A 25,865-nucleotide genomic window follows, 5' to 3' on the forward strand; every position below is an offset into this window, starting at 1 on the left:
ACCCGGGGCCGCGAGCGCCGTCCCTGCCCGGCTCAGGGCGCCAGCACAACCCCGCCGAACACCTCCCCCGCGTCCATCGCGCGGTGGGCCCGCACCGCCTGGTCACCTACGACGGCTCGATCTGGGTGTTGAAGGCAACGGCGAGCGGGGTGACACCGAACGGATCGATCACCCTCGGCGCCCGCGCCCTGGGGGTCACCTTGCACAACGGCGGCGGGCTCGGCTCGGAATTCTCCTCCTGATTCTGTGCCGTTCGACACGGTCCACCGACAGCGTCCGGCGGCCGGCTCAACGCCATCCGGCGCATTCGATGCCGCGGTCCCCCGGTCGGCTCGCAGCCAGAGCACCGCCTGGGCTCAGGGACTGCCACAGGCGGTCGCCGTTGACGGTGATCTTGTCGGGGGTGGTGGTGCTCGTCATGACCCTGTCTCCTGAAGAGGTGTCGGAAACGGTGGACGGTGGCGGGTACCGGTCAGGCGGAGGCAGTGGCTACCACGAGGGCGAAACCGATCAGGACGACGCCCGTGGTCCGCTCGAGAGCACGGGGGATCCGAGGCTTCTGAAGGACTGGCCAGGCCTTGGACAGCAGGAGCACGTAGCTGCCCAGCCAGGCGACGGTGAGGCTGGTGTGGAGGAGTACGAGGAGCGTCATGGCCGAGGAGGCGGGTAGTCCGGGCGGGGACAGCGTGGGCAGCAGTCCGGTGTAGCAGATGGCGATCTTCGGATTGAGGACGTTGCTGACCAGGCCGGTCCGCCAGGGGCTCCCGGCTATGGCAGGCCCCGTGTCCGTTCTGCCGGCCGGTGCCGAGCGGCGGTGCTGCACCAGCGCCTGCGCGCCCAGGAACACTAGGTAGCTGGCGCCGAGCAGCTTGACGGCCAGGTAGGCCGCAGGTGAGGCGGCGAGCACGGGCGCGAGTCCGGCGGCGGTCAGTGCGCCCCAGAGCAGCAGCCCGGTCGCGATCCCGCCCACGGTGCGCAGCCCGTCCCCGCGACCGGCCACGAGCGCGCGTCGGGTCACCACCGCCATGTCCGGGCCGGGCGCGATGGCCAGGAGGCCGAGGACCCCGACCGCGGCCAGGAGGTGGGTCAGCACGTTCTCGGCCCCCTCCTGGTCGAGCCGGTGGAAGCGGTGGGCGGTGGAGTGATGAAGGGCAGGTGGCTCAACGCAAGGGTCTTTCCGATGTCGCGTGTTCAGTGATCGGTGGTGGCATGCGGGTTGGCGGCCGTGCCCTCGGTGCTCAGCAGCACGACGACCGAGGAGGGCCCGAGCCCCAGTGCCGTACGGCGCTCCTCGGCTCCGATGCCGGTGAGCATCGTGCGCAGACCGGCGAGCGTCGCCGCCCCGCAAGGTCCGGAAGAGACACCGGCGGTGGCCAGATCACCAGCTGCGCGGGCGCTGTCGGCGTCAGCGACGGCGACCGCTGCGTCCAGCCCGGCGCGCAGGTACGGCCAGGCGATGCTGGACGGCGTGCCGCAGTTCAGCCCGACCATGGCGGTCTCCCCTGTGGTGACGCTGACGGGTTCACCACGGGTGAGGCTTTCCAGGACGCAGGCCGCGGCCTCCGGCTCCACCGACAGCAGCGCCGGGGCATGCCCCGTGGGACGGCTCCGGTAGTGCGTGACCACGGCCTGGGCCAACGACCCCACACCCACGGGTATGGAGACGAGGTCCGGACCCTCGGCGACTCCTTCGGCCGTCAACTGCTCATCGATCTCGGCGCAGAGGGTGGAGTACCCCTCCACGGTCCACCCCGGGATCCGCTCATAGCCCGGCCAGGCGGTGTCCTGCACCAGGACCGCGTCCGGCGCGTTGGCCGCCTCGGCAGCCAGGCACACGGCGTCGTCGTACGGCCCAGGAACCTCGGTGACCTTCGCCTGTTCGGCGACGATGGCCGCGACGGCCCGCGGGTGCACACCCTGAGGGACGAAAACGTGGGCGCGCTGCCCGAGGCGGCGTGCCATGTGGGCGACCGCACGGCCGTGGTTGCCGTCGGTAGCGGTCACCAGGGTGAGCGGGGCCGGTTCCTCGCCGTTCGCCGCCTGCTCGGCAAGGGTGCGATGCACCGCCCAGGAAGCACCCAGCGCCTTGAACGCGGGCAGCCCCAGACGGCACGACTCGTCCTTGACGAAGACACGGCCGACCCCCAATTCACCTGCTGCTGCCCGGAGTTCGGTCAGCGGAGTGGGCGAGTAATCGGGCAGCGAAGAGTGGAAGCCCCGCACGTCGGCGGACGCGGGTGCACACCGCCAGGCACGGGCGGCGGGACGTACGAACCACGGCAGCGTACGGAAGGAGGAGTTCTCAGGCACACGACCAGGGTGCGTCCTTCTCCTAAAATCGGTCCAGCGAATGTTTTCGATGAATACCAATCGGAGAATCCGACCATTGAGGTCGCTCCAAGAGGCCGAGGAGAGCGGAACTGCCCATGTTCGATCTGCACCGGCTCCGCTTGCTGCGCGAGCTCAAGCACCGAGGCACCCTGGCGGCCGTCGCGGCCGCCCTCTCCTACGCCCCCTCCTCCGTCTCCCAGCAGCTCTCCCAGCTGGAGGCCGAGGTCGGCGTCCCGCTACTGGAGCCGGTCGGGCGGCGGGTGCGGCTGACCGAGCAGGCCGAGATCCTCGTCGCCCACACCGAGGCGGTCCTCGAACGACTGGAGCACGCCGAGGCAGACATCGCCACCTCGCTGACCGATCTGACCGGCACCCTGCGCGTCGCCTCGTTCCAGACCGCCGCCCTGGCCCTCGTCCCGACGGCGCTCGGCCTGCTGCGCGACCAGCACCCGCACCTGCGCGTGCACGTCACGCACATGGAACCCGAAAAGGCCCTCCCCGCCCTGCAGGCCCGCGACTTCGACCTCGTCCTCGCCGAGGAATACCCCGGCAACCCCGAGCCCCGCCCGGCCGAACTCGAACAGGTGGACCTGCTCGACGACCCCCTGCACCTCGCCGTGCCGGATACGGCCGACGCATCGGACACCGCCGGCCCGACGAGAGCTCTGCACTCACTCGCTGACCATCCCTGGGTGATGGAACCTGAAGGCACAGCCGCCCGGCACTGGGCCATGACCCTGTGCCGCAACGCCGGCTTCGAACCGGACGTACGATTCGAGACGACCGACCTCCTGCTCCACCTCCGCCTCGTCGAGCGGAAACACGCTGCCGCATTCCTGCCGGGTCTCGTCTGGGGTGAACAGCCCCCGACCGTCACCCTGCGGCAACTCCCTCGCGGCCAACGCACACGGCGCATCTTCACCCTGGTCCGCCGCGGTCGCAGCCAGCATCCCGCCATCCTCGAGTGTCGGAACGCTCTCCGTCGCGCGGTCACGCTCCGCCCCAGTCCGGTATAGGCGCCGCCTCTCATCGAGGCCCCTACGACTCAGGCTGGTCGGGAGCCGCCTCAAACGGTGCGTGGGCGGTCTCCACAGCCACACCGTCCACGGAACGACCGACGGAAGTGGTAGCGCAAGCAGTACTGGGCGTATCAGCGTCTGTGGAACTTCGCCTACGCCTGCCCACCTCAGTGGAGCAAGCTTGTTGTCTACCTGAAGGTCGCTCCCGAGCACGTCGACCTCGTTCCCGGGTCTACCCCGGAGGTGTCCGGGCTTGGCCACCACGGGACGGGCGACGTGGAGGTGCAGCACGATCAGGTTCGCCGGCACGGAGGGCTCCAAAGCCCAGACTTCCTTCGTCCTCGACGACAGGTTGCCGACCGTGCGCTGAGGGTCCACAGCCGTATGCCCCCGTGGCGACGGGGGCACCGGTCGATGTGGCCGGGGCCGCGGGAGCTGGCTGTGGGTGCCGCGGGTGGACGCCTACCGGTGACGGCCTACCGACGGCCGCCGGCGTGAACGCCTGTCGAAGGGCCTGCCCGCGAAGGCCCACCGGAGCCCACCAGGGCCTTACCAGGGAAAGGCACCGTCGGCGCCGAAGTACCCCCCGGTCGGTCCGTCCGGGCCCGGCTGCGCCATGCGGACGATGATCTCGGCGCCCTGCTCGACGGTCTGGACGCCGGTCCCCTGGTTCAGGTCGGTGCTGGTGAAGCCGGGCTCCACGGCGTTGATCCGCATCTCGGGGAAGGCCTTCGCGTACTGGAGGGTGACCATGTTGAGCGCGGTCTTCGACGCCGCGTAGGCGACGCCCGGGTACGCGTACGCCGGGGTGCCCGGGGTGGCCATCAGGGTCAGCGAGGCCAGGCCGCTGCTGACGTTGACCACGACCGGGGACGCGGAACGCCGCAGCAGCGGGAGGAAGGCGCGGGTGACGCGGACCGTGCCGAAGACGTTCGTCTCGAAGGTCTCCCGCATCACGTCGGCGGTCACCTCGGCGGCGCCGACCTCGACCCGGCCGTCCCGCATCTCCGCCTGTATGCCGGCGTTGTTGATCAGTACGTCAAGCCCTCCGCCCGCCTCGACCACCTTGACCGCTGCCACCACGGACGCGTCGTCGGTGACGTCGAGCTGCACCGCTCGGGCGCCCAGCCGCTCCGCTGCCCTTCGCCCGCGCTCGGCATCCCGGCTGCCGACGTAGACGGTGTGTCCCGCGGCGACGAGCCGGCGGGCGGTCTCGAAACCGAGACCCTTGTTCGCTCCGGTGATCAGTGTTGCTGTCATGCCTCCACGGTGCGGGTGTCGCCGCGCGGTCAGCCAGGCGTCCGGTCTTCCTGGGACTACCGGTACCAGGAAGACGCGTGCGGTGCGGTGCACAGTGGAGTCATGGGGACCACGGAGTTCGGGCAGACGGTGCGGCGCTGGCGAGAGCGGGTCTCCCCGGAGGCGGCGGGGCTGCCCGCGGGTGGCCGGCGACGCGCCGCGGGGCTGCGCCGCGAGGAGCTGGCCATGCTCGCCGGGATCTCGGTCGACTACGTCACCCGCCTCGAGCAGGGCCGGGCGATTCATCCGTCAGGGCAGGTCGTCGAGGCCCTGGGCCGGGCCCTGCGGGTGTCCGGGGCCGAGCGCGAGCACCTGTTCCACGTCGCCGGGCTGGTACCGCCGGGGCAGGGCACGGTGCCCGCCCACATCACGCCGGGCGTGCACCGGATGCTGGACCGGCTGACCGGTACGCCCGTCGCGGTCGCCGACGCGGCATGGACGCTGCTCCTGGCCAACCCGCTGTACACGGCGCTGATGGGCGAGTGGCACGGCAAGGAGCGCAACGCCGTGTGGCGCAACTTCCTCGGATCCGGCACCACCCGCGCCCGCTACACCCCGCAGTCCCGGCGCGAGCTGGAGGTCACGCAGGTCGCCGACCTGCGGGCGACGGCCCTGCGCTACCCGTCGGACCAGCCGCTGCGGCGACTGATCGCGGAACTGCGCGCGAACAGCGAACGCTTCGCCGAGCTGTGGGACGCCGGGGCGATGGGCCAGCCCGAGGCCCCCTCGCACAAGACCATCGACCACCCGCAGGTGGGCACCGTGACGCTGGACTGCGACGTGCTCACCGTCACGGGCAGCGGCCTGCGCGTCGTCATGTACACGGCCCAGCCCGACACCCAGGACGCCGAACGCCTCGCGCTCCTCTCCGTGCTCGGCACCCAGACGCTCGTCGGCTAGCCATAGGTCCACCGGCGTCTCCGGAGGCTGCCTGGGGAGGCGGCGCCCGCATCTCGCGAGCGTGCTTGTTCCGTCAGGTGATGTACCGACGGATCGGCCTGCGCCAGGCTCCCGCCATCTGGCGCCGGATGACCGCCTGGAACACCCTGAGCGCCGGCGGATCGTCACGAGTCAGGCCAGGCCGTAGTCGGCTCCATAGCCGGTGCGCCCACAGAGCCGCCTGGATCAGCTGAGACGAGTTCTTGGCGCAAGGTCCAGGTAGCAGCGCAGTCGTACACCCCGCTCGCCAACCTGCCGGATCACCTGGTTGGTCCGTAACGGCTGTCACCAGCCCCGGCAGGTCACCGCCGCGGTCGGGGCGGTCGAGCAGGCGGCCGACGCGTCGGCGCCGCCCCGATCACCGGTGAGGTTCCGGGACGGCCTTCTCCGCTGACCCGGCTCGCGTGGTCAGACCTGGCCGGAGCACGGCGGCGGGAGTCGCCGGTACGGCCGGCTGCGCCGCTGGATCGGTGATGAAGCGCGCGGCGGCGGTGCCGAGTTCGGTCAGCGGCAGCGTCACCGTCGTGAGACCGAACACGGCGCTCGCCCGGGTGCCGCCGATCCCGGCGACGGAGATGTCCTCGGGCACTCGATAGCCGTTGGTCCACAGGTGCGCGAGCGCTCCGATGGCGACCTCGTCGTTCGTGCAGATGATCGCGTCGGGGAGCCGGGCGCTCCGGGTGAGTTCGGCCATCGCGGCCTTGCCGGAGTCCTTGGTCATCCCCGAGAAGGCGACGACTCTGGGCACCGCGCCCGCCTGGAACATCGCGGAACGGTAGCCGGCCACCCGCTGTTCGGCCGCGGAGAGTCCGGGGATGCCGCCGATGCAGACGATGTCGCGGTGCCCCAGGGACAGCAGGTATTCGGTCAGACGGACCGCAGCAGTGGCGTTGTCGACGACGATCGAGGTCGAGCTGAAGCCGCGCGGCGCGAGCGCGACCACCCGGGTGCCCTGATGCACTGCCGCGTTGACCTCACGGGCGAGCTGAGCGGTGCCCGAGGCTCCTTCGATATCGCTGCCGCAGAAGACGATCCCCTGCGCACGGTGCTCGCGCAGCACGCGGAACTTCGTCCGCTCCTGCTGGGGATCGCGGTTGGCGTTGGCGATGACCGTCGAGTATCCGGCGCGGGCGGCCTCGACCTCTATTCCACGGGTCAGTTCGGCGAAGTACGGGTCCAGGATGTCGCTGGCGATGACGCCGATGATCCTGCTGCGCTGTTGTTTCAGGGCTCGGGCCGCGGCGCTGGGCATGTAGCCGAGCGTGGTCGCCGCCGCGCGCACCGCCGCCTGGATCTCCGTGGAAACGGGGTGGTGGTGCGTCGATCCGTTGAGCACCCGGGACGCGGTCGCAACGGATACGGACGCCAACTCGGCGACTTCGCGCAGGGTGGCCATGGGTCCCGTCCTTTCACAGCGGTAGCAGGGTAGACCGGGTCACCCCCGGCTCCCAACAAGACATCCCTTGACACTCTCCAGAAGTGTACCTAGCGTTCCGGCAAACGTTTTCCATCGGGTACCTCATCCCTGTTAGGCGTATGGATAACGTTCTCCGTTCGCAAACCGTTGAGGAGAGCTGAGCATGCCGGACCTTACGTCGTCATTCGATCTCGTCGTCGTCGGAGGCGGCGCCGCGGGCCTGGCGACCGCCAACCGCGCGGTCGACCTCGGAGCACGGGTCCTCCTGCTGGACAAGGCCGACGCGGTGGGAGGTTCGGCGGCGCTGTCGGCGGGGATCCTGTGGACCGCGCCCAACCGGGAGGTTCTCGACCGGATCCAGCCCGACGCCGACCCGGTCCTCGGTCCGCTCGTGGTCGAGGGGTACGAGCAGGCGGTCGCCGACGTCCGCGACGCGGGGGCGGACGTCAGCGACGAGTGGCTCGACCATCTGGAATGGGGCCGCGCCTGCAAGGTCGACATCAAGGCGCTCTTCACGGTCTGGACGCGGAAGGTGGAGTCCTCTGGGGCCGTGCTGACCGGGGTGTCGGATGTCGGTCTCGTGACCGACGACGGCGCGGTGACGGGGGTGCGGTTCCGTCATGACGGGACGCACCAGTCGATCCGGGCGCGGGGCGTGGTGCTGGCGACCGGTGGGTTCCAGGGCGACCCCGAGCTCAAGCAGATGTTCATCGGCCATGGCGCGGACGACATCGCCGTGCGCAGCAACCCGCAATCGGTGGGTGACGGCTTCCGGCTCGGCCGGTCGGTCGGAGCCGCTGCCAGCCGCCACCTGTCCGGCTTCTACGGGCACACCCTGCCGAGCCCGCTGCCGGTGAACCCTGATGTCTTCCTGCGTCTGACCCTCTACTTCTCGGCCTACGGGGTCATCGTGAACCGCCTCGGCCGCCGGTTCACCGACGAGTCCCTGGGCGACGAGGTGTCGAACCAGTTCCTCATCCGGCAGCCCGGTCACCGAGCCGTCCTGATCTGGGACGACACCGTGCAGCAGAACCGCGCTCTGGCCGTTCCGTATCCGAGCGGGATGGCGCTGGACCGGCATGCCGAGGCCAAGGCACTTGAGGCCCGCACCGCCGAGACCGGCACCCTTGCGGAACTCGTCGACACCGTCGCCACCTGGGGAGTGGACCGTGCGGCCCTCCTCACGACCCTCGACGACTACCGGCGTGCGGCCCGCGGCGAGGACGTGGCCCTGGACGCGCCGCTTCCCGAGCGGCCCAGCCCGCTCAGCACGGGGCCGTTCAGGGCGCTCGAGATCCAGCCCTGCATCACGATCCCCTTCGGCGGTCTTCGGGTCGACGGCGACTGCCGTGTGCTGGACCGGGACGACCGGCCCGTTCCCGGGCTGTTCGCGGCCGGCGCGGATGCCGGCGGCGCACAGGACCTCAGGTATGTCGGCGGGATCGTCTTCGGATTCGTCTTCGGCCGGCGAGCGGCCGACGCGGCACTGGCGCAGGTCGGCTCGCCCGAGCGGCTGGCCGTGGCGCGATGACGGCGACGTCGGCCCTGCCTCGGGCGATCACCTGGGAGGGGCCCGAGAGGCTCGGGGTACGGACGCAGGACGTGCCCCGGCTCCGGCCCGGCCAGGTCCTGGTGCGGGTCGAGGGCGTGGGCGTCTGCGGTACCGACGTGGCGGTCTGGCGCGGTGACGGGGACCGGGGCGTCCCGGGTACGGTGATCGGCCACGAGTTCGGCGGCACGGTCATGGACCGCGGCGACGGCGTCAGCGGCATCGACGTCGGAGCGCATGTCGCCGTCGATCCGAACCTGACCTGCGGACGGTGCGCGAGCTGCCGTTCCGGGGCCCGAGGGACCTGTCCGGAACGCCGCCTCATGGGGATCGACGTCGACGGCGGCCTTCAGGAGGTTCTCGCCGTCGACGCCGGCCAGCTGATCCGTGTCCCCGGTGTCGTCGATCCCCGCGCACTCGCGCTGGTCGAGCCGATCGCGGTCGGTGTGCACGCCTGTGCCCGGGCCGGCAGCGGGTCCGCAGGGCGGGTGGGGATCATCGGCGGCGGCGCGATCGGCATGGCCGCCGCCCTCCAGGCCCGTGAGCAGGGCACCGAGTGCGTGGTCCTGGAGCCGGACGCCACCCGGCGTGCGGCGATCGCCGGGTATGGAGTGGCACCGGTCACCGATCGGAGCTGGCCGTGCCGGGCGTTCGACGCGGTGATCGACACCGTGGGCTCCGCAGGCTCCGTCGCGACCGCGGTCGACGGCGCGGCCGACGGATCGACGATCTGCGTGGTCGGACTCGCCCACGGGGGTTCCATGCCGTCGTCCGAGCCGTTCGTCCGACGGGAACTGAGGCTGGCCGGATCCTTCTGCTACACCTCGGCCGATCTGGAGCGAGCCGCCCGCCTGGTGGCCCGGCACGGTCTCGACGCCCTCCCCGCCGACGTCGTCACCGGGTTCGAGAACGCGCCCCGCGTCTTCCAGTCCCTTGCCCGAGGACGGCTCGGCCGGGGCAAGACGGTCATCGTGCCCGGCAGAACCGATGGATCACGGCACTGAGCCGATGGCACTGAATCTGCAACGAAGGAGACCGCAGTGACAACGGTCCACAACGAGTCCGCGCCCCGGGAGAACAGCCCGGCGCGGGCCGCGACCGCCAGCCTGGTCGGCGGAGCGCTCGAGTACTACGACAACTACATCTACGCGCTGGCCGCGGCCCTGGTGTTCGGCCGGGTCTTCTTCCCGGAGTCCGGCTCAGGCGCCACCCTGGCGTCACTCGCGACCTTCGCGGTCTCCTATGTCGCCCGGCCCCTCGGAGCGGTCCTGCTCGGGCACCTCGGTGACCGCGTCGGCCGCAAGCAGGCCCTGGTCCTGATCCTCGTCATGATGGGCTCGTGCACCTTCCTCGTGGGGTGTCTGCCCGGGTACGGGACCATCGGCGTAGCGGCGCCGATCCTGCTGGTCGTGCTCCGCGTCCTGCAGGGTGTCTCGGTAGGCGGTGAGACGGCCGCGGCGACCACGTTCACGATCGAGGTGGCTCCCGACCACCGGCGCGGCTTCTTCACCACCTGGACGACCGGCGGCATCGTCGGCGGGTTCGTGCTGGCCAGCCTCGTCTTCATCCCGGTCTCCGCGCTCCCGGACGATCAGCTGGAGAGCTGGGGATGGCGCATTCCCTTCCTGCTCAGCCTCGTCGTCACGATCGCCGGCCTGGTCATCCGTGTGAAGCTCACCGAGCCCGAGGTGTTCCTCGAAGCCAAGGAGGAAGAGGAACTCGTCAAGACTCCGATCGTCGAGGTCCTGCGGTCGCACTGGCGCGACGTGATCAGGGTGACGTTCTGCTCCTTGGCGTTCTCCGTCGACACGGTCATCAAGGTCTTCGCCCTGTCCATGGCCACGACCGTCTACGCCATCCCGAAGAGCACCATGCTCTGGGCCCTCATCGTCAGCCACACCGCCGCACTGTTCACCCAGCCCCTGCTCGGCGTGTTGTCCGACCGGGTGGGACGCAAGCCGGTCTTCATTGGCGGGAACATCGGCTGTGCGGCAGCGCTGTTCGGGTACTTCGCCGCGATCCAGTCGGGCAGTGTCCCCTGGCTGTACGTGACCGCCTTCCTCTCCGTCGCGTGCGGTTACGCGGCCATCAACGCCTCGTATCCGTCGTTCTTCGCCGAGATGTTCCATCTGAAGGTCCGGCAGTCCGGAATGGCGATCGGCCTCCAGATCGGGCTGATCGCGGCGGGCTTCGCACCCTCGATCTACACCGCCGTCACCTCGGGCGACCCGGGGAACTGGCTTCCCGTCGCCGCCATCTCGGCCGTGATCGCCGTCATCGCGGTGATCGCGACGCTGACCGCCAAGGAGACGGCGCACACCCCGCTGGACGATCTCGGCATCCCGACCGCCCCCGGCCGCACCGCCGCCACCACCGCACACGGGAGCGCCCCCGGCCGGGCCCCGGCCAAGGACGCCAGCCGGACGGGCCTGTGACCGACGCGAAAACAGGCCTGCGACCGGACGCGAAAACAGGCCTGCGACCGACGCGAAAGCCGGCAGCCCCGTCCCAGGAACACGGAGACACCTGTGAAACTCAGCCTGAACCAGGCGACGACCCGACCGTATCCGCTCGTGGACACCGCAGAGGAGGCAAGCCGCGCCGGCATCGGGCACATCGGGCTGTGGACGGAGCCGGTCCTGGAACTCGGCGTGGCACGGACCCGGCGGCTGCTGGCCGACACCGGGCTCACCGTCAGCTCCGTGTGCCGCGTCGGGTTCGTCGCCGACAAGGAGGGCGCGGCGCTGCGTGCGGCCCTCGACGACGTCAGGCGCGCCCTCGACCTGTCCGCCGAGGTGGGCAGCCCCGTCCTGACCTTCATCGCGGGCGGTCTGCCGGCCGGTGACCGCGACGTCCGCCGGGCCGAGGGCCGGGTCCACGACGCGCTCGCCTCGCTCGTCCCGCACGCGCGGCAGAGCGGGGTCCGGCTCGCGCTGGAACCCCTGCACCCGCTGTTCGTCACCAGCCGAAGTGTCGTGACCAGCGTGGGGCAGGCGCTCCGTGTGATCGGGCAACTCCCCGCCGAGGCGGCGGGTGTCCTGGTCGACGCGTACGCGACGTTCTGGGACGCGGACATGCCCGCGGACCTGGCGGCGGCAGGCCCGCGCATCGCGGGCTACCAGGTCAACGACTTCGCCCTGCCGCTCCCCGTCCCGGAGAACATGAACGGTCGGCTGCTGCCCGGCGAAGGCGAGATCGATCTCGCCGGCCTCACCCGCCATGTGGCACGGGCGGGGTACCGGGGGCCGATCGAGGTGGAGGTCTTCAGCGACGAGCTGTGGCGACTTCCGCTCAGGACGATCGTCGCGCGGACCGTCGAGGCGTTCTCCCGAACCGTCACGAACTCCCTGGAGGAATCGCAAGCGTGACCGGCATGATCACCAGTACCACCATCGAACTCCCCGCCCCTGACGGCGGCACCCGACGCGTCGAGCTGGCCGAACCGGCGCGGCTCACGACCGCCTCCGCGCCGCCGTCCTCGCGCATCGTCTACTCCGCCGCGCACGTGGTCGCCGACCCGCTGCGGTCGAGCGCCGGTTCCCCCACCCTGATCGACTGGGAAGCCACCCTGCGCATCCGGCACCGTCTCTGGGACCTCGGTCTCGGCGTCGCCGAAAGCATGGACACAGCACAGCGCGGAACGGGACTGTCCTGCGCCTCGGCCCTGGAACTCGGCAAGCGCACCCTGGCTGAGAGCCGCTCCCGCGGCGGTGGCGCCGTGCTGGTCGGCATCTCGACCGACCAGCTCAACACGGGCCCGCACACCCTCGGCGAGATCACCGACGCCTACCTGGAACAGCTTTCCGACATCCAGGACGCCGGCGGCAGTGTGGTGCTGATGGCCAGCCGGCACCTCGCCCGTGCGGCCGGACCTCCCGAGGACTACCTCCGGGTCTACGACGCCGTGCTGAGCGCCGCCACCCGGCCCGTCGTCCTGCACTGGCTGGGCGACATGTTCGACCCGGCACTGACCGGATACTGGGGGAGCCGGTCCCCGGCGGACGCGAGCGAGACGGTTCTCTCGCTGATCTCCACCCACCGCAGCCGCATCGCCGGGATCAAGCTCTCGCTCCTCGACGAGGCCCTCGAACGCGCCTTCCGGAGAAGGCTGCCGCAGGGCGTTCGCATGTTCACGGGCGACGACTACCACTACGTCGACCTCATCGCCGGTGACGAACACGGGCACAGCGACGCCCTGCTGGGTGCGTTCGCCGCCGTGCCGAGGTTCGCCTCCGCCTCGTTCCTGCGCCTCGACGAGGGGGACGTGGACGGCTACCGCGCCCTGCTCGGTCCGACGCAGGCGCTCAGCCGGCTCGTCTTCGAGGCGCCAACCCGGTACTACAAGGTGGGTGTGGCCTGGGTGAGCTACCTGACCGGCTGGCAGGACCACTTCCGCATGGTCGCCGGGTTCGAGACCGGCCGTTCGCTCCTCCACCTCGCGGAGGTGTTCGAGGCGGCCAACCGGATCGGACTCTTCCCGGACCCCGACTTCTCGGCTGCCCGTGCAGCCGCCTATTTCCGAGGACATGGACTGTGAACGACTCGCTCAGCTCATTGCGCTGCCTGATCATCGGTGCCGCCTCCGGGATCGGCCTGGCCACCGCGGAACGTCTCCGTGGCCGCGTCGCCGGCCTGGTGGCAGCCGACCGTCCCACGGCCGATTGGAAACCCGACGGCGTAGCACGCGTCGCGATGGACGTGACCGATCCGGCGTCCGTCACCGCCGGGGTACAGGAAGCCGTCGGCGTCCTCGGCAGCCTGGACGCGGTCGTCAACACCGCAGGCGTCCTCGGCACCGTGCAGCCGTCCACCGACGAATCCCTGGAGGAGTTCCAGCGCCTCGTCGCCGTCAACCTGACGGGCGCGTTCATCGTCTCGACGGCCGTCCTCCCCCTCATGGCCGACGCTGGTTTCGGGCGTCTTGTCCACTTCTCGTCCACGGCCGGCAAGGAAGGCGTCGCCGGCATGACCGGCTACTCCGCGAGCAAGGCGGGTGTCATGGGCCTCGTGAAGGCGCTCGCCCGCGAGTACGCCGCGCGTGGCGTCACGGTGAACGCGATCGCCCCCGGCAAGATCGAGACGCCACTCATCAGTGGTCACCCACCGACCGACGCCGACCTCGCCCGCATCCCTGTCAGCAGGCTCGGTACCCCACAGGAAGCCGCGGCGCTGATCGAGTACATCGTGTCCCCCGAAGCGTCCTACACCACCGGATTCGTCTACGACCTGTCCGGCGGACGCGCGACGTGGTAACCGCCCCGAACACGGTCGGTCCGCTCATCGGGGAGTCACTGGACCCAACTCCCCGCTCGCTCACCCGTGGAAGGCGACGCCTACGCCGAGGATCGTGGCGACGGGGCGCGGTTGACCGGCCGCTGGGCGTGCGACACGGCGCCGGCCCGGTCGCCGAGGTCCGCGAGCTGGCCGAGCACTGGTTCGCGGTGCCCGCCGAGCTGGTTGAGCGGACCGCGGCGGGCGATCTCAAGGTCGGCGGCTTCACCCCCGCTGACTACCCGCTGCTCGACCTGACCGCAGAACGGACCCGCGATACCACCTCACCCGCCGCGACTACGAACGCCTCATGCACAAGCCGCCGCACGGCGCGCGTCCCGGAGAGGAGCGCGACCACGCCACCACCCTTGAGAACTACTGGAGGCACGGCGAGGGCGCCACCAAGATCCGATGGGGCACCCCCGGCGACTGGACCCGCTGCTACCGCGAACTCACGCGCCGCGTCGGCGACGATCCCGCCCGCCGCATCTGCCCACAGTGGCACCACGACACCACCGGCCTATGGCCCCGGCGACCAGAACAACCCGTAGGCGGCCACCGCATGCCCTGGAACACCAGCAACCGAGCGAAGTGCCTGCCGCCTAACTGGCCCATCCTGCGCGCCACCATCCTCCGCCGGGACAACGGCATCTGCCACGTCTGCGGCAAGCACGGCGCCGAGGCATACCTGATGGGATGGCGGTGCGACTGCCCAAAACTCTGGTGAGTGGCACAAGTCGTTCGCCGTACGCATGTCGCTGCGCTACATGCCATATGCATATGGCAGCCCTTTGCCTCCCTGCCGGACCATCCCTCTACCCGGGTGTGTTTCTGATCGCACCGTCATAGCCGCTCTGGCCGTACGTGCGGTTCCGCCGCGTTTTCACTCAGCATTCGGGCAGGTCAGGGGGTGGTCGTCGTGACCGACTTCGATGCCGGGTGGCCCAAGCCGCGCCCGCCCGCGAAGCTCGGCCCAGCCGGGCGCCGGTCGTGGCGCGAGGTCGTCGACCGCTACGAGCTGCGCCCGGACGAGTCGCGCATCCTCGGCGACGCCTGCCGTGAGGCCGACATAGTGGAACGGATCGAAGCCGAGCTGACCGACGCGCCCCTGACGGTCAAGAGGTCCATGGGGACGGCTCGTCGCTTCCCCGTTGGTCTCCGAGGTACGGCAGCACCGCTCGGTCCTCGCCGCACTGCTGAAGTTGCTCAAGCCCCGGACACCCCGGCCGACGTGCAGCGCAAACGGACCGCCGTATCGGCACAGGCGCGCGCCGCCGTGCGGGCCAGGTGGGGGCGAGTGAAGGGGGTGTGAGCCGTTGCGCTGCCGCCGTCGACGACCGTCTGTTCCTCCCGCTCGGCATCTGGGAACGCCCCGGGGGACCGGACGGCAAGGGACGGGAAGCCGACCGAGCAGCGGTGGACACCGCAGTCCGTGACGCCTTCGAGCACTTCGACGTGGCCGGTCTGTCCGCGGATGTCGACCACTGGGAAAGCTACGTCGGGCGGAGTTCTTGGCCCACACCGCCGTCGACGCAGGCCACTACCACCATCCGGTGCAATTCCACCGCTTGCGCGAGAGGCTTACCCCCGAACAGCTGCCACCCTGGCTGGCTGACCTGGTCCCGGAGCGGTTGCGGTCAGATGCGCGGGGCGGTGCCGGCCGGTTGGCGCAGGATGTCCTGGCACAGGCTCACGCAGTCGGCGCAGATCCACGCGTCGGGTCCGGCCACCAGACGGCGATCCTCGCTGCGCGGGTGCCCGCAGAAGGAACAGCGCGCCTGCCGCCGCTTGCCTCCGCGACGTGAGCGGCGGCCGAGGGCGGTGCGGGGGACGTTGATGTAACAGTGCAGCAGGCGCTTGATGTCCGCCACGTCGACCCCGAGGTCGTTCAGTACGCGTCGGCCGCGGGAGCCGGGGTTGGTGGCGATGACCGCGAGCAGTTGCGGTGTGGTCGCCACGACGGGTGCGCACGTGGGGGTGCGCTCGGTCGCCAGGTGTTCGGCGGTGGCCAGCGCCGCCTGCGCCTCGCCGGAGAACACCGTGTTGGTCGTTGGCGCCGCGGCGTCGGGGTAGGTGAAGAGGCGCCTGCTCGCCTCGCGGATCTTGTCGCGGCTGAGGCCGAGCTGTTCCAAAGTGGCGGCGGCCACGCCGTTGGTGAGCAGGCCGAGCAGTAGATGCTCGGTGCCGGCCTCGGCGAGGCGGTCGGCCTCGGCCGCTTCCAGCGCGGCGGTGAGCGCGCCCTCCAGGTCCCGGCCGCGGATCAGACCGACCGTCGGCGGGGTTTCCTCGACGCGGTCGGCGTACCGCTGGCGGGCGGCCTGGCGGGTGATGCCCAGGCGCTCCCCGATCACCGTCCAGGAGTGGCCGGCCTGGCGCACCATCCGGACGACCTGGTCGGCGGCGGCGTCCGCGCGGGTGGACACGTTCTTGCTCACCGCGACGACGGCGTCCAGCAGGGCAAGCTCGTCGCCGTCCCCGGCACGGGCATGGGCCGCTTCGATGAGCTGCTCCACAGTGGGCTCTTCACTCATGCTGACAACCGTAGATTGCGCATGAGTTGATGACAATGACCTGTTGTCACTTGGTTGCCGGGTCAGCGATGATGTTGCAGATGCGGGCCTCGGAGCAGGCGTCCGGATCCGTGCTTGCTGCACGTTCAGCCAGCGTGCGCAGGGCGATGCGGGTCTTGCGCAGCTCGGCCATCCGCTGCTCGATGTCGGCGAGACGCTGCTGGATCAGTTCACTGACGTGACCGCACGGGGCCAGTGCCCGCCGATGGACGCGGCCGGCCGCGGAGGGCAGGGCCGTCTCGCTCCGCAGGTCGGCGGGCTCCCACCGCCGTCGGATCGTGCTGACCACGGCGGCACTCGCCGCGTTGGAGCCGCACGCGCCCGAGGCGGTCATCGCCCACGAGCGGGCGCACATCCGGCAGCGGCACCACCTTGTACTGGCCTACGCCGAGGCATCTTCGGCTGCTCACCGCCCATCACAGGGGTGGCGCCCAGATGGCACGGGCCGCCCCCGGCCTCGCGGACACCGAGGAGGTCTCGAACCTTGCGCAAGGCATGGTCCGAAGCCGGGAGTCGGAGATGAGGCTCATGGCGGACATGCTCGCCGAGCGCGGTGCCCGACCGTGAGCCCGCTCGGCCTTCCGGCCCGCAGCTGACAGCCCCAACATGGGGCGGGCGCCAGGCCGTGCGCTGTGTCCTGCGCCGGCCGGCGCCCTCACCCGGCCGGGGCCCAGGCCGGAACCGTATGGCTTCCCGGAGCGGTACGGCTTGCCACCTGCGCGAGCGAATGAGGCAGGGTGGGACGCATCCGAATGCGTACTACGGTTGGGTAGTGGCCAAGGGTCCGGGAAGGTGGTCGCGGTGGCGCTGGGGTCGCTGGAGGCGGAGGTCATGCGGGTCTGCTGGGACGCGCAGGTCCCACTGACGGTCCGCGAGGCTCTGGACCGGCTCAACGCGGGCAGGTCGCAGCCGCTCGCGTACACCACCGTCATGACGGTCATGGGCCGTCTCACGGAGAAGGGCGCGCTGAGCCGGGAGCCGCGTGGCCGGCGGTACGCCTACACGCCGACGGTCGCAGACGAGGCCGCCCTCGCCGTGCAGGAGGTGCTGAAGACCCACGGGGATGCGGCCGTCACGCACTTCGCGGCGCAGGCTTCGCTCGATCCGGGCCTGCGTGCCAGGCTGCGCCAGCTGCTGGAGGACTCGCCGTGACCGATGTGGCCGATGCTGCGTCTCCGGGCGCCGGGAGCCGCGCATTGTGGGTGCTGGTGGGAGTCTCGGTGGTGATACGGGCCGCCGTCGCGTACGTGGCCTGCTGCCTGACCGCTGCGCTCATCTGGCAGGCCGTTCACCACGGGATCGGCGTGGTGCTGTCCGGTACCGCCTGGGCAGGCGCGGTATTGCTTGCCCTGTCCGCTGCGGGGACGGTGCGTTCGGCGCGGCGGCTGTGTCGAGGGCTGCGGGCCACCGGGGCCGTCGCCCGGGAGGTGAAGGCACGGTCCTTGGAGGCGAAGGCCGTGGATCCGGCCGTGTGTGACGCCGCCGTGGGCGCCGGTCTGGCCGGTCGCGTAAGGGTGATCGAGGCCGCCGCCCCGTTCGCGTTCACCTACGGTCTGCTCCGTCCCCAGGCGGTGGTGAGCAGCGGTCTTGCGGCTGTCGCCGCGCCCGGAGAGCTCTCGGCCGTGCTGGTCCACGAGTGCGCGCATGTGCGCGGCCATGACCCGCTCAAGGCCCTGGTGGCGGCCACGCTCACGGCGCGCCACTTCGCGTTCCCCCTGCTGGATCAGCTGCGCGAGACCTTTGCTGCCGACCGTGAACTGGCCGCTGACCGGCGCGCGGTGGCCCACTGCGGCACACGTGCCGTCGCGGGTGCGCTGTTGAAGGCCGCCGGGACTCCTCGGTGGGCGGCCATGGCTCCGGCCGCAGCCATGGGAGGCCGGGATCTGCTGGAAGCGCGCATCGCCCAGCTGGAGAAGGGCCGGCCCCCGCGGCCCGCGCGCCCGGCGCCGCGGCGTGTTGCGGTCACTGTCGTCGGCGTTGCGGCCTACAGCTGGGCACTTACCGGCTCCGCGGTGCTGATTGCGGCGACGCCGCTGGCCTGCATGGGGAGCTGAGCCTGAGTCGAACAACTAGCTACTACGATCACATAGTAGGTACTACGAGTGCGTAGTAGGCTGAGCGCGTCAGACCGGAACGGTAAGGAGTTGCCGTCATGACCATGACCGTCGCCAGGCAGCGAAAGGTGAGCCACCCGTTCTTCGCCCGCATCTACCCGAAGATCAACGCCGTGGCGGAGGCCCACGGGGCGATCGAACACCGTCAGGAACTGCTCGTCGAGGTGTCCGGGCTCGTCGTGGAGATCGGCGCAGGCGCCGGATCCAACTTCCGCCACTACCCGCCGGAAGTCGACCGTGTGATCGCGGTGGAACCCGAACCGCGACTGCGTGCACAGGCCGAGAGCGCGGCGACCGGCGCCTCCGTACCCGTGGAGGTCCGCGCCGGGCGAGCCGAGGAACTGCCCGTCGCCGACGGCTCGGCGGACGCGGTGGTGGCCTCGCTCGTGCTGTGCACCATCGCCGACGTTCCGAAGGCACTGGCGGAGGCCGCACGCGTCCTGCGGGCGGGCGGACGCCTCTTCTTCTACGAACACATTCGTTCGGCGGACCCCCGCTTCGCCAGGAAGCAGCGCATCGTCAACGTGGTGTGGCCCCTGCTGGGCGGCGGCTGCAACCTCACCCGGGACAGCGAACAGGCCATCAAAGACGCCGGTTTCACCATCGAGCACGCGCGGCACTTCGACTTCGTCATCAAGGGCCGCACCGCGCCCAGCGCCCCATGCGTCATCGGCGTCGCCCGCAAGGCCACGTCTGACGTCGCCTGACTGTTGACCACGGTGTTCCGCCGGGACGGCGTGAGCGATCGTGCAAGAGATCATGACTTCTCGGTCGCGATGCCCTCCGGATATTGACCACCACGACACCGCCATGCATCCGCGCGGTGGCGACTTGCTCTCCGGTCAGGGGTCGTACCCCTGAGAGCGGGGGTGAGGGTTCGCTGGCCGGTTTGAAGTAATGCGAGGAGCTGCCATTTGCCGCACCCGGGTTCGTGTCCTGGCTTCTGTTGTCCGGGCTCTGGAGGCTGCCGCAGGCGGTGAGGGCGCCGGTGGCCCGGGCGAGGAGAGTGGCCAGGGCAGTGCGCCGCGGCGTCCGCGCAAGGCGGGGTGGCGCTGGGGGCTGCTCGTGGCTGTGTGGACCTGATGTTCAGTGTGGCTCGCCCTACTGGAGTGGGACGGCAGTCCGTTTGCCGCCCCGGGCGCGCAGGTCGAGCTCGGTGCGCAGGAGCCGTACCTCCTCGCGCAGCCGGGGCGCCGCCGTGATCCGCGCGCCACTGGATCTCCCGTCGGGGCCGACCAGGACAAAACTGTGGCCGTCGCGGGAAGTGCTCGCACAGTTGTTCACGGGTACACGCCCCCGGGCGTGTCCGTGGACCGCACACCACCGTCGCGCGGAAGGCTGAAAGGATGCACGCAGTACTGCACGCCCTGTCCATTGCCGGTTCCATGACCTGGGAGATCACCTGGGCTCTGGTCCTTGGCTTTGCCCTGTCCGCGGTGGTCCAGGCGGTGGTGCGCAAGTCGACCGTCGTCTCTCTCCTCGGCGACGACCGGCCCCGCACCCTCGCTGTGGCCGCCGGTCTCGGCGCGGCCTCGTCGTCGTGCTCCTACGCCGCGGTGGCGCTGGCTCGCTCGCTGTTCCGCAAGGGAGCGGACTTCACCGCGGCGATGGCGTTCGAGATCGCGTCGACCAATCTGGTCGTCGAGCTGGGCGTGATCCTGGCCCTGTTGATGGGCTGGCAGTTCACCGCCGCTGAATTCACCGGCGGCCCCATCATGATCGTTCTGCTCGGGGTGCTCTTCCGGCTGTTTCTGCGTGACGAGCTCCTGCGGCACGCCCGTGAGCAAGCGGAACGAGGACTCGCGGGAGCGATGGAGGGCCACGCCGCAATGGACATGTCCGTGCAGGGCGAGGGGCCCTTCGTCCGTCGGCTGTTCTCCCGCGCGGGCATGACCTCAACTGCGCACGTCTTCGTCATGGAATGGGCGGCGATCCTGCGGGACCTGGTGCTCGGCCTGCTCATCGCAGGCGCCATCGCGGCCTGGGTACCGGAGGCGTTCTGGCGCACGTTCTTCTTCCACGGTCACCCGCTCGCAGCCAGGCTCTGGGGGCCTGTTGTCGGGCCACTGGTCGCGATCGCCTCGTTTGTGTGCTCGATCGGCAACGTGCCGCTCGCAGTGGTGCTGTGGAAGGGAGGGATCAGCTTCGGCGGCGTCGTGGCGTTCATCTTCGCCGACCTGCTGATCCTGCCCATCCTCACCATCTACCGGAAGTACTACGGCGCCCGGATGGCCGCCTTCCTGCTCGGCACCTTCTACGTGGCCGTGGTCATCGCCGGGTACATCGTCGAAATCGTCTTCAGCGGCCTGGGGCTGATTCCTGACCAGGCTGTTGCGAAGATCCCGACGGAGGGCGTGACCTGGAACTACACCACCTGGCTCAACATCGCCTTCCTCCTGCTGGCCGCCACCATCCTCATCCGCTTCTTCCGCACCGGCGGCATGTCCATGCTCCGCATGATGGGTGGTCCCGCCGACGCCGAGCATGCCCGGGCAGAGCACGAAGAGAGGTAACCGATCTGTTCCGGCGTGGGACCGGATGCCTGGAGTGGGGAGACGGGCGTGATGATGTGTGTCTGGCGCGACCGTTGACCGGCCTGGGCTGAGCTCAGTTGAGAGCCTGGATGACGTAGAGGGTGGCGAGGGTGCCGAGCAGGAGCCGCAGCGTGTTCTCGGGGAGGAGGGGCCGGAGGCGGGCGCCGAGGTAGCCGCCCATCAGCCCGCCGGCGCCGCATGCGATGCCGAGCCAGTAGTCGGGGTGCCACGTCGCCGGTGCCGGCGAGGGAGAGTGCTGAGTAGGCGGCGGCAGGCACCGACGACGGAGGTTGCGAACGTCGCGGCGAGCGCGGCCGGTGCGACCCGTGCGACGGGCAGGCCGCGTCCGGCGAGGAGCGGCCCCAGCAGGGAGCCTCCTCCGATTCCGTAGCTCCCGCCGACGACCCCGACCAGGAGCGCGGGGGTGGTGAGCGTCCGTGCCGATGGCACATTGGCCGCCGCAGGCCGGGCGCGGACCGGGGGAGGGCGCGGGTGCACAGCCACAGCCCGAGCAGCAGGAGGAATGCCGCAATCAGCAGCCGGAAGACAGTCGGCCCCGGGGGGCGAAGACGCGGATGACGGCGCTAGTACGACGCCGGGCAGAGTCCCAGCACCAGGCGCTGCACCAACGGCCGGTGCAGGGCGCCGCTGCGCCGGTAACGCCACAGGGCTCCTGGCCCGGCGGCGACGTTGAACAGCAGATTCGTCGGCGTGACCGCGGGGCTGGGCACACCGAAGACACTCAGCTGGACCGGGAGGAGGAACACCGCCCCTGATACACCGACAGGAGCGGTCACGGTCGCGATCAGCAGACCGGCGCCAATCCCGCCCAGCACCGGCCACCCGTCCACTTTGGCCCCCGCCCCCTGATCGTTGCACCAGTATCGGCGCATCAAGGGGCGGAGGCGTCGGCCTGCGATGGGTTGTTCACGAGCAGCAGGTACAGCCCGGTTGGCAGCCGCACGTGTCCCCGGCGGTGGACTGGCGCGGTGGCTGCTCCCGGGGTCGGTGCGCAGCAAGCCCTTGCCCTCCCAGGCGTCGCGGCCCTCCTTGAGGGCGACGGCGGCGATGGCGAGGGCGGCGATGGGGTCGGCCGGGGACCAGCCGAGGGTGGCGTTGAGGATCAGGCCGAAAGGGCGTCGAAGACCTGATCCGACATGTCGCCGAGGCTGGAGACACCAAATGATGGAACGCCTGGCTGAGATGCGATTGCAGGCGGGGGATAGGGAGGCTGCCGAAGTGCTGTACTAGGTCCTGTCGTCAAACTCGCGTCGTTGCCCGAAGGGCGGCTCGGCGGCGTCAGGTGCGTGCTCTGGGGGTCCCCCCTGCTCGAAGAGCTTGGGGGAGTGCCGGGCGCGAGTCCGCGTACTGGATGTACGTGGGCTTGTGCCCGGTGCGGCGAGAGTGCTTGCATGGCGTCGCCGAGCAGACGGGAGTTTGACGACAGGGCCTAGCGGGCTGGCGACGCCGGCGACGTCCTGGCCCTGGCGATGCCAGCGCAGCAACGTGGCAGGGCTGACAAAGAAGCTGCTCCAGCGGTCTCTGGGCAGCAGCCGGGAGAGAGCCGCCAGTATCACCCGCGGTCGCTCGGCTTCGTCTTGGCCGGCCGACTTGGCGCTGCAACACGGCGACCTCGTGCCGCAACACAAGCAGTTCGACGTCGTTCTCCGGCTGCTCAACAACCGTAGGCCTGCGAGCTTCAACAATTTCCGTACTAGGAGATAGATCCACGACCACCGCATGGACTCCGATCACCCTCGCCCAGCCGCGCTCCCGCAGAGATACGACCCAGGTCAACCGAACGAACCGGAGCTTTCACGCGGGACAGCCCCAAAGGCTTTTCCCAGGACACCGGGCCGGACAACCCATGGCCCCAGAGGCTCTCGCGCCTCGGCTCTGCCATCTCGGCTTCCCAACCCGGGCAAGCTGCACAGCCGCGATCCGCCAACTTGTCCTCCAGGGTCCCCACCCCGGTGATCGCCCGCATGCGCGGCTACAACGACAAGACCACACAACCCGGACCGCCGAAGCAGCAGCCGGAGGGGCCTGGCGTCACTACGCTCCCGGCCACCACTCACAGTGAGCCTTTTTCAACCTGACGGGGTGGTGGGGTGGTTGGCCGGGTGGGGGTCAGTGCGGAACGCGAGGAAGCTCCTGGTAGGGGCCCACTTCGTAGGCGCCGTCGGCGGAGGCGCTGGGCGCCTGACCTGCGGGGTTGCCGCCCTGCGAGGCGTAGGGCGAGGGGGCTGGTCGGCAGTGCTGACCAGCCCCGTCGGGCCGATACCGCGACGTGAGCCATGTGATGTGACGATCACTCGATAGGCTGATTGGGGGCGCGTGGGCGGGTGGTGTGGGGGTGCTCTCGGGAAGCCTGTGGGGGTTCTGCAGACTCTTCCCGGAGGGGGACTTCATGGGTTCACGACGGACCTGGGTGGTTGTCGTGGCAGCCGCGCTCACCGCGCTGGGGGTGGTGAGCACGCCGGCGTCGGCGGCGCCGGCCGCTCCCGGCAAGCAGGTGTTCACCACGCCCGGTGGGCACCGGTTTACCGTGCCGGAGGGCGTCACCAGCATCCACGTCGTCGCCATCGGTGGCGGCGGCGGTGGCGCCGGCGGCGGTGGCAACAACAAGGGCTCGCTCAGCGGCGGTGGGGGCGGCGGAGGTGGCGGCGCCGGCGCGGTCTCGTGCGACTTCCGCGTCAAGCCCGGCAACCCCGTCTACGTCGGCGTCGGCCGGGGCGGCCAGGGCGGTCGCGCCGGGAGCGGCAAGTACAGCAACGGGCAGGCCGGGAGTGCGGCCGAAGTCAGCCAGGTCATGCTCGCCGCCGGCACGGGCAGCCCCCAGTGGGCCCAGGCCACAGGGGGTCGGCCGGGGAGCGGCGGCGAGGCGTCCGGCAACTGGGAGAGCGGCTACGGCGGCTCCGGCGGGGCGCCTGCGGACGCTGGCTCCTGCCTTGGCACCAACGTGCACAAAATGACTGGTGAAGGCGGTGAGGTCGGCGGCGAGGGGTTCCGCAACGCACCCGGCTCGGGCGGCTCCGGCGGCGTAGTCACCGCTCCGCGTGAGCTGTGCCGTGGGGCAGGGTTCGGCGGCTTCGGGGGGAGGGGTGCCGGCAACTCCGGCGGCGACGCCCCCCACCAGTTGCCCGCACGCTCCGGCTCGGGCGGGAACAACGGGTGCGTGGTGCTGACCTACTGACGGCCGGCCGCGCCTGACGGCGTCTGGCACGGGAGCGCCCCCGCGGCCCTTGTGCGTGCGTGGTTCCTCGCGGAACTGCGCGCACGCGCAGGGGCCGTCTGCCTGTCGTGGCCCCCGCCGGGGTCGACGCCCGCCCTCAGGCGCCGCCCGCCGGCCGGGCTCCGCGCAGGAACTGGGTGACCGCGGTGTCGAGGAGGGTGTCGAGGCGGGTGGGGTCGACCATGCCGCCGTTGATCACGGTGGTGATGCCCAGGACGGTGGCGTAGATGATGATCCCGACGTCCTCCGGGTCGCCGCCCGCCAGTTCGCCCCGCGCCTGGCCGTGCGCGATCAGGTCGCTGATCTGCTCGAACGCCGCCCCGGCCGCCTCTGCGACCGCCGGGGACGCGCCCGGGCGGTGCTTGCCGGCGGTCATCAGGGCCGTCAGTGCGGCGTTCTCCGTGGCGAAGCGGGCGTAGGCGCGGGCGAAGGCGTGCAGCCGGGCCGGCAGGTCGCCCCCGCTCTCGCCCTCGTCCCCGCTCCCGTCCCCGCCCTCGTCGTCGATGCCGTCCACCGCCGCCCGCAGCCGCGCGCCCAGGCGGCGGAAGCCTGACTCGGCGAGGGCGTCCAGCAGGGCGCCGCGGTCGGCGAAGTGGGGGCGCGGGGCGGCGTGGCTCACGCCGACGTCGCGCGCCAGGTTCCGCAGCGAGAGCCCCTCGACCCCGTGCGCCCGCAGGCTGCGCTCCGCTGCGTCAAGGAGCTCCGCGCGGAGATTGCCGTGGTGGTACGGGCGCTTGGCGGGGGCGTCAGGCATGGGGGCAGTGAGCCTTTTTCATCGTGGGGTTGAGGTTGTGGCGATGTGGAGGGTGAGGATGGCTTGGACGATGGTGGTGATGCGGGTGGTGGAGCATCGGAGTTTTCGCAGGAGTCGCCAGGTTTTGAGGGTGGCTATGGCTTGTTCGACGAAGGCCCGGATCTTGGCCTGGGAGCGGTTGACGGCCTGCTGGTTCGCGGAGAGGTGTCTCCAGGGTCCGCGGTAGGGGACGCGGACGGTGCCGCCGGCGCCCTGGTAGCCCTTGTCGGCCCAGCAGGTGACGCCCGCCGCGGTGAGGGGCTGGGGGATGCCGTGGGTGCGGGCGGCGCGGATGTCGTGGACGGCTCCGGGCAGTGCGGGTGAGACCCAGATCAAGCGGCCGAGGGAGTCGGCGAGGACCTGGACGTTCATGCCGTGCCGGCGGTGTTTCCCGGAGTAGTAGGGGCGGTCGGCGGCCCTGCGGTCGATGGGGAGGAGGGTTCCGTCCAGCAGCATGAACCCCTTCCTCACCGCGGTGTGGACGGCGTCGTGGAGGGTGGGGGCGAGGCCGGCCAGGACCTCGACCGCTTCACGTATGTAGCGGAAGACGGTGCTGGTGCCGATGCCGAATCCCGCGGCGAGCTGGGCGTAGGTGGGGCCGTTGCGCAGGTGGGCCAGGGCAAGGAGGGCCTGGCGGCCGGCGGGCAGACGACGCCACCTGCTGCCTATGCGCCGGCGGTGCTCGCGCAGGCGCGCGGCAAGGAACCGCAGGTGCGAACTGGACAGGTCGAGCCCGGACGGGTAGGCAAGCACGCGGAAGCTCCTGGTGGAATGGGTGATCTTGGTCGTGAACC

Annotated in this window: 25 protein-coding genes and 5 pseudogenes; 19 read left to right on the forward strand and 11 right to left on the reverse strand. The window is 70.7% G+C overall.

What is annotated here, in order from left to right; all coding sequences use genetic code 11:
• Positions 1–83: 83 nt before the first annotated feature.
• Positions 84–242: a hypothetical protein gene (locus NQO67_RS00125; protein ID WP_255945065.1), complete on the forward strand. Its 159-nt coding sequence runs from the start codon at positions 84–86 to the stop codon at positions 240–242.
• 46 nt (positions 243–288) lie between these two features.
• Here NQO67_RS00125 and NQO67_RS00130 read toward each other — a convergent pair whose 3' ends face one another.
• The 3 genes from NQO67_RS00130 to NQO67_RS00140 form a co-directional block, all read right to left on the reverse strand.
• Positions 289–420 carry a hypothetical protein gene (locus tag NQO67_RS00130; protein WP_255945067.1) on the reverse strand — a complete coding sequence of 44 codons (132 nt, stop codon included), beginning with the start codon at positions 418–420 and terminating at the stop codon, positions 289–291.
• 52 nt (positions 421–472) lie between these two features.
• Positions 473–1,093, reverse strand: coding sequence for a LysE family translocator (locus NQO67_RS00135; RefSeq protein ID WP_255945069.1), 621 nt, complete (start codon positions 1,091–1,093; stop codon positions 473–475).
• A 98-nt stretch (positions 1,094–1,191) separates the two neighbouring features.
• Positions 1,192–2,310 (reverse strand): diaminopropionate ammonia-lyase, encoded by a 1,119-nt coding sequence (locus tag NQO67_RS00140; protein WP_255945071.1) that lies wholly within the window; start codon positions 2,308–2,310, stop codon positions 1,192–1,194.
• Positions 2,311–2,426: 116 nt separating this feature from the next.
• Here NQO67_RS00140 and NQO67_RS00145 point away from each other — a divergent pair, with 116 nt between their 5' ends.
• Together NQO67_RS00145 and NQO67_RS00150 are read left to right on the forward strand one after the other, a co-directional pair.
• Positions 2,427–3,347: a LysR family transcriptional regulator gene (locus NQO67_RS00145; RefSeq protein WP_255945073.1), complete on the forward strand. Its 921-nt coding sequence runs from the start codon at positions 2,427–2,429 to the stop codon at positions 3,345–3,347.
• A 114-nt stretch (positions 3,348–3,461) separates the two neighbouring features.
• Positions 3,462–3,638, forward strand: a pseudogene (locus tag NQO67_RS00150) (DUF5655 domain-containing protein); the annotation flags it as partial.
• Between the two features lie 261 nt (positions 3,639–3,899).
• On the opposite strand, the gene NQO67_RS00155 reads toward NQO67_RS00150, so the two are convergent.
• A complete protein-coding gene (locus tag NQO67_RS00155; RefSeq protein WP_255945075.1) occupies positions 3,900–4,610 on the reverse strand; it encodes an SDR family NAD(P)-dependent oxidoreductase in 711 nt (236 codons plus the stop codon).
• 102 nt (positions 4,611–4,712) lie between these two features.
• On the opposite strand from NQO67_RS00155, the gene NQO67_RS00160 reads away from it, so the two are divergent.
• Positions 4,713–5,549 carry a helix-turn-helix transcriptional regulator gene (locus NQO67_RS00160; RefSeq protein WP_255945077.1) on the forward strand — a complete coding sequence of 279 codons (837 nt, stop codon included), beginning with the start codon at positions 4,713–4,715 and terminating at the stop codon, positions 5,547–5,549.
• Between the two features lie 225 nt (positions 5,550–5,774).
• Here the strand turns inward: NQO67_RS00160 and NQO67_RS44505 are convergent.
• Together NQO67_RS44505 and NQO67_RS00165 are read right to left on the reverse strand one after the other, a co-directional pair.
• A pseudogene (locus tag NQO67_RS44505) lies at positions 5,775–5,855 on the reverse strand (hypothetical protein); the annotation flags it as partial.
• A 91-nt stretch (positions 5,856–5,946) separates the two neighbouring features.
• The gene (locus NQO67_RS00165; protein WP_255945079.1) at positions 5,947–6,984 is read right to left on the reverse strand and encodes a LacI family DNA-binding transcriptional regulator; all 1,038 of its coding nucleotides are present in this window, start codon (positions 6,982–6,984) and stop codon (positions 5,947–5,949) included.
• A 184-nt stretch (positions 6,985–7,168) separates the two neighbouring features.
• On the opposite strand from NQO67_RS00165, the gene NQO67_RS00170 reads away from it, so the two are divergent.
• The 8 genes from NQO67_RS00170 (at position 7,169) to NQO67_RS00205 (ending at position 15,137) form a co-directional block, all read left to right on the forward strand.
• On the forward strand, positions 7,169–8,536 hold the full coding sequence (locus NQO67_RS00170; protein ID WP_255945081.1) for an FAD-dependent oxidoreductase: 1,368 nt from the start codon (positions 7,169–7,171) through the stop codon (positions 8,534–8,536).
• Positions 8,533–9,558 carry a zinc-dependent alcohol dehydrogenase gene (locus NQO67_RS00175; RefSeq protein ID WP_255945083.1) on the forward strand — a complete coding sequence of 342 codons (1,026 nt, stop codon included), beginning with the start codon at positions 8,533–8,535 and terminating at the stop codon, positions 9,556–9,558. The genes NQO67_RS00170 and NQO67_RS00175 overlap by 4 nt, the downstream gene beginning before the upstream one ends.
• A 36-nt stretch (positions 9,559–9,594) precedes the next feature.
• Positions 9,595–10,989, forward strand: a complete 1,395-nt coding sequence (locus tag NQO67_RS00180; protein ID WP_255945085.1) for an MFS transporter — start codon at positions 9,595–9,597, stop codon at positions 10,987–10,989.
• A gap of 93 nt (positions 10,990–11,082) precedes the next feature.
• On the forward strand, positions 11,083–11,922 hold the full coding sequence (locus NQO67_RS00185; RefSeq protein WP_255945087.1) for a sugar phosphate isomerase/epimerase family protein: 840 nt from the start codon (positions 11,083–11,085) through the stop codon (positions 11,920–11,922).
• 5 nt (positions 11,923–11,927) lie between these two features.
• Entirely contained in the window at positions 11,928–13,091 is a 1,164-nt protein-coding gene (locus tag NQO67_RS00190; protein WP_255945089.1) for a dihydrodipicolinate synthase family protein, read from the forward strand.
• Complete coding sequence (locus NQO67_RS00195) at positions 13,088–13,807, forward strand: SDR family NAD(P)-dependent oxidoreductase (RefSeq protein WP_255945091.1); 720 nt, start codon at positions 13,088–13,090, stop codon at positions 13,805–13,807. The genes NQO67_RS00190 and NQO67_RS00195 overlap by 4 nt, the downstream gene beginning before the upstream one ends.
• Positions 13,808–14,135: 328 nt before the next feature.
• Positions 14,136–14,552, forward strand: a complete 417-nt coding sequence (locus NQO67_RS00200) for a hypothetical protein (RefSeq protein ID WP_255945093.1) — start codon at positions 14,136–14,138, stop codon at positions 14,550–14,552.
• A 192-nt stretch (positions 14,553–14,744) separates the two neighbouring features.
• Positions 14,745–15,137, forward strand: a complete 393-nt coding sequence (locus NQO67_RS00205) for a hypothetical protein (protein ID WP_255945095.1) — start codon at positions 14,745–14,747, stop codon at positions 15,135–15,137.
• A gap of 325 nt (positions 15,138–15,462) precedes the next feature.
• Here the strand turns inward: NQO67_RS00205 and NQO67_RS00210 are convergent, their stop codons facing one another.
• On the reverse strand, positions 15,463–16,356 hold the full coding sequence (locus tag NQO67_RS00210; protein WP_255945097.1) for a ClpX C4-type zinc finger protein: 894 nt from the start codon (positions 16,354–16,356) through the stop codon (positions 15,463–15,465).
• 317 nt (positions 16,357–16,673) lie between these two features.
• Here NQO67_RS00210 and NQO67_RS44100 point away from each other — a divergent pair.
• The 6 genes and pseudogenes from NQO67_RS44100 to NQO67_RS00245 form a co-directional block, all read left to right on the forward strand.
• A pseudogene (locus NQO67_RS44100) lies at positions 16,674–16,724 on the forward strand (hypothetical protein); the annotation flags it as partial.
• 43 nt (positions 16,725–16,767) lie between these two features.
• Positions 16,768–16,962, forward strand: coding sequence for a DUF305 domain-containing protein (locus tag NQO67_RS00225; RefSeq protein WP_308295600.1), 195 nt, complete (start codon positions 16,768–16,770; stop codon positions 16,960–16,962).
• Positions 16,963–17,196: 234 nt separating this feature from the next.
• Entirely contained in the window at positions 17,197–17,547 is a 351-nt protein-coding gene (locus NQO67_RS00230; RefSeq protein ID WP_255945099.1) for a BlaI/MecI/CopY family transcriptional regulator, read from the forward strand.
• Positions 17,544–18,449 carry a M56 family metallopeptidase gene (locus tag NQO67_RS00235; RefSeq protein ID WP_255945100.1) on the forward strand — a complete coding sequence of 302 codons (906 nt, stop codon included), beginning with the start codon at positions 17,544–17,546 and terminating at the stop codon, positions 18,447–18,449. The genes NQO67_RS00230 and NQO67_RS00235 overlap by 4 nt, the downstream gene beginning before the upstream one ends.
• Positions 18,450–18,547: 98 nt before the next feature.
• Entirely contained in the window at positions 18,548–19,216 is a 669-nt protein-coding gene (locus tag NQO67_RS00240; RefSeq protein ID WP_255945101.1) for a class I SAM-dependent methyltransferase, read from the forward strand.
• Positions 19,217–19,855: 639 nt separating this feature from the next.
• Positions 19,856–21,022: a permease gene (locus tag NQO67_RS00245; protein ID WP_255945102.1), complete on the forward strand. Its 1,167-nt coding sequence runs from the start codon at positions 19,856–19,858 to the stop codon at positions 21,020–21,022.
• Between the two features lie 94 nt (positions 21,023–21,116).
• Here NQO67_RS00245 and NQO67_RS00250 read toward each other — a convergent pair.
• A pseudogene (locus NQO67_RS00250) lies at positions 21,117–21,936 on the reverse strand (TSUP family transporter).
• A 34-nt stretch (positions 21,937–21,970) separates the two neighbouring features.
• Positions 21,971–22,173, reverse strand: a pseudogene (locus NQO67_RS00255) (cation transporter); the annotation flags it as partial.
• Between the two features lie 1,280 nt (positions 22,174–23,453).
• Between NQO67_RS00255 and NQO67_RS00260 the strand changes: the two are divergent.
• Positions 23,454–24,239 (forward strand): glycine-rich domain-containing protein, encoded by a 786-nt coding sequence (locus tag NQO67_RS00260; RefSeq protein WP_255946784.1) that lies wholly within the window; start codon positions 23,454–23,456, stop codon positions 24,237–24,239.
• A gap of 136 nt (positions 24,240–24,375) precedes the next feature.
• Here NQO67_RS00260 and NQO67_RS00265 read toward each other — a convergent pair whose 3' ends face one another.
• Positions 24,376–25,032, reverse strand: a complete 657-nt coding sequence (locus NQO67_RS00265) for a TetR/AcrR family transcriptional regulator (protein ID WP_255945103.1) — start codon at positions 25,030–25,032, stop codon at positions 24,376–24,378.
• Between the two features lie 18 nt (positions 25,033–25,050).
• Entirely contained in the window at positions 25,051–25,824 is a 774-nt protein-coding gene (locus NQO67_RS00270; protein ID WP_255945104.1) for an IS5 family transposase, read from the reverse strand.
• Between the last annotated feature and the right edge of the window lie 41 nt (positions 25,825–25,865).

Origin of the sequence: Streptomyces odontomachi, from assembly GCF_024435355.1 — a bacterium.
Lineage (GTDB): Bacteria > Actinomycetota > Actinomycetes > Streptomycetales > Streptomycetaceae > Streptomyces > Streptomyces odontomachi.

Coding starts and splice junctions, on each gene's coding strand:
- NQO67_RS00160 (WP_255945077.1), top strand. CDS start 4,713: ATGGGGACCACGGAGTTCGGGCAGACGGTGCGGCGCTGGCGAGAGCGG.
- NQO67_RS00145 (WP_255945073.1), top strand. CDS start 2,427: ATGTTCGATCTGCACCGGCTCCGCTTGCTGCGCGAGCTCAAGCACCGA.
- NQO67_RS00210 (WP_255945097.1), bottom strand. CDS start 16,356: ATGAGTGAAGAGCCCACTGTGGAGCAGCTCATCGAAGCGGCCCATGCC.
- NQO67_RS00170 (WP_255945081.1), top strand. CDS start 7,169: ATGCCGGACCTTACGTCGTCATTCGATCTCGTCGTCGTCGGAGGCGGC.
- NQO67_RS00130 (WP_255945067.1), bottom strand. CDS start 420: ATGACGAGCACCACCACCCCCGACAAGATCACCGTCAACGGCGACCGC.
- NQO67_RS00240 (WP_255945101.1), top strand. CDS start 18,548: ATGACCATGACCGTCGCCAGGCAGCGAAAGGTGAGCCACCCGTTCTTC.
- NQO67_RS00200 (WP_255945093.1), top strand. CDS start 14,136: ATGCACAAGCCGCCGCACGGCGCGCGTCCCGGAGAGGAGCGCGACCAC.
- NQO67_RS00175 (WP_255945083.1), top strand. CDS start 8,533: ATGACGGCGACGTCGGCCCTGCCTCGGGCGATCACCTGGGAGGGGCCC.
- NQO67_RS00155 (WP_255945075.1), bottom strand. CDS start 4,610: ATGACAGCAACACTGATCACCGGAGCGAACAAGGGTCTCGGTTTCGAG.
- NQO67_RS00265 (WP_255945103.1), bottom strand. CDS start 25,032: ATGCCTGACGCCCCCGCCAAGCGCCCGTACCACCACGGCAATCTCCGC.
- NQO67_RS00260 (WP_255946784.1), top strand. CDS start 23,454: ATGGGTTCACGACGGACCTGGGTGGTTGTCGTGGCAGCCGCGCTCACC.
- NQO67_RS00190 (WP_255945089.1), top strand. CDS start 11,928: ATGATCACCAGTACCACCATCGAACTCCCCGCCCCTGACGGCGGCACC.
- NQO67_RS00165 (WP_255945079.1), bottom strand. CDS start 6,984: ATGGCCACCCTGCGCGAAGTCGCCGAGTTGGCGTCCGTATCCGTTGCG.
- NQO67_RS00245 (WP_255945102.1), top strand. CDS start 19,856: ATGCACGCAGTACTGCACGCCCTGTCCATTGCCGGTTCCATGACCTGG.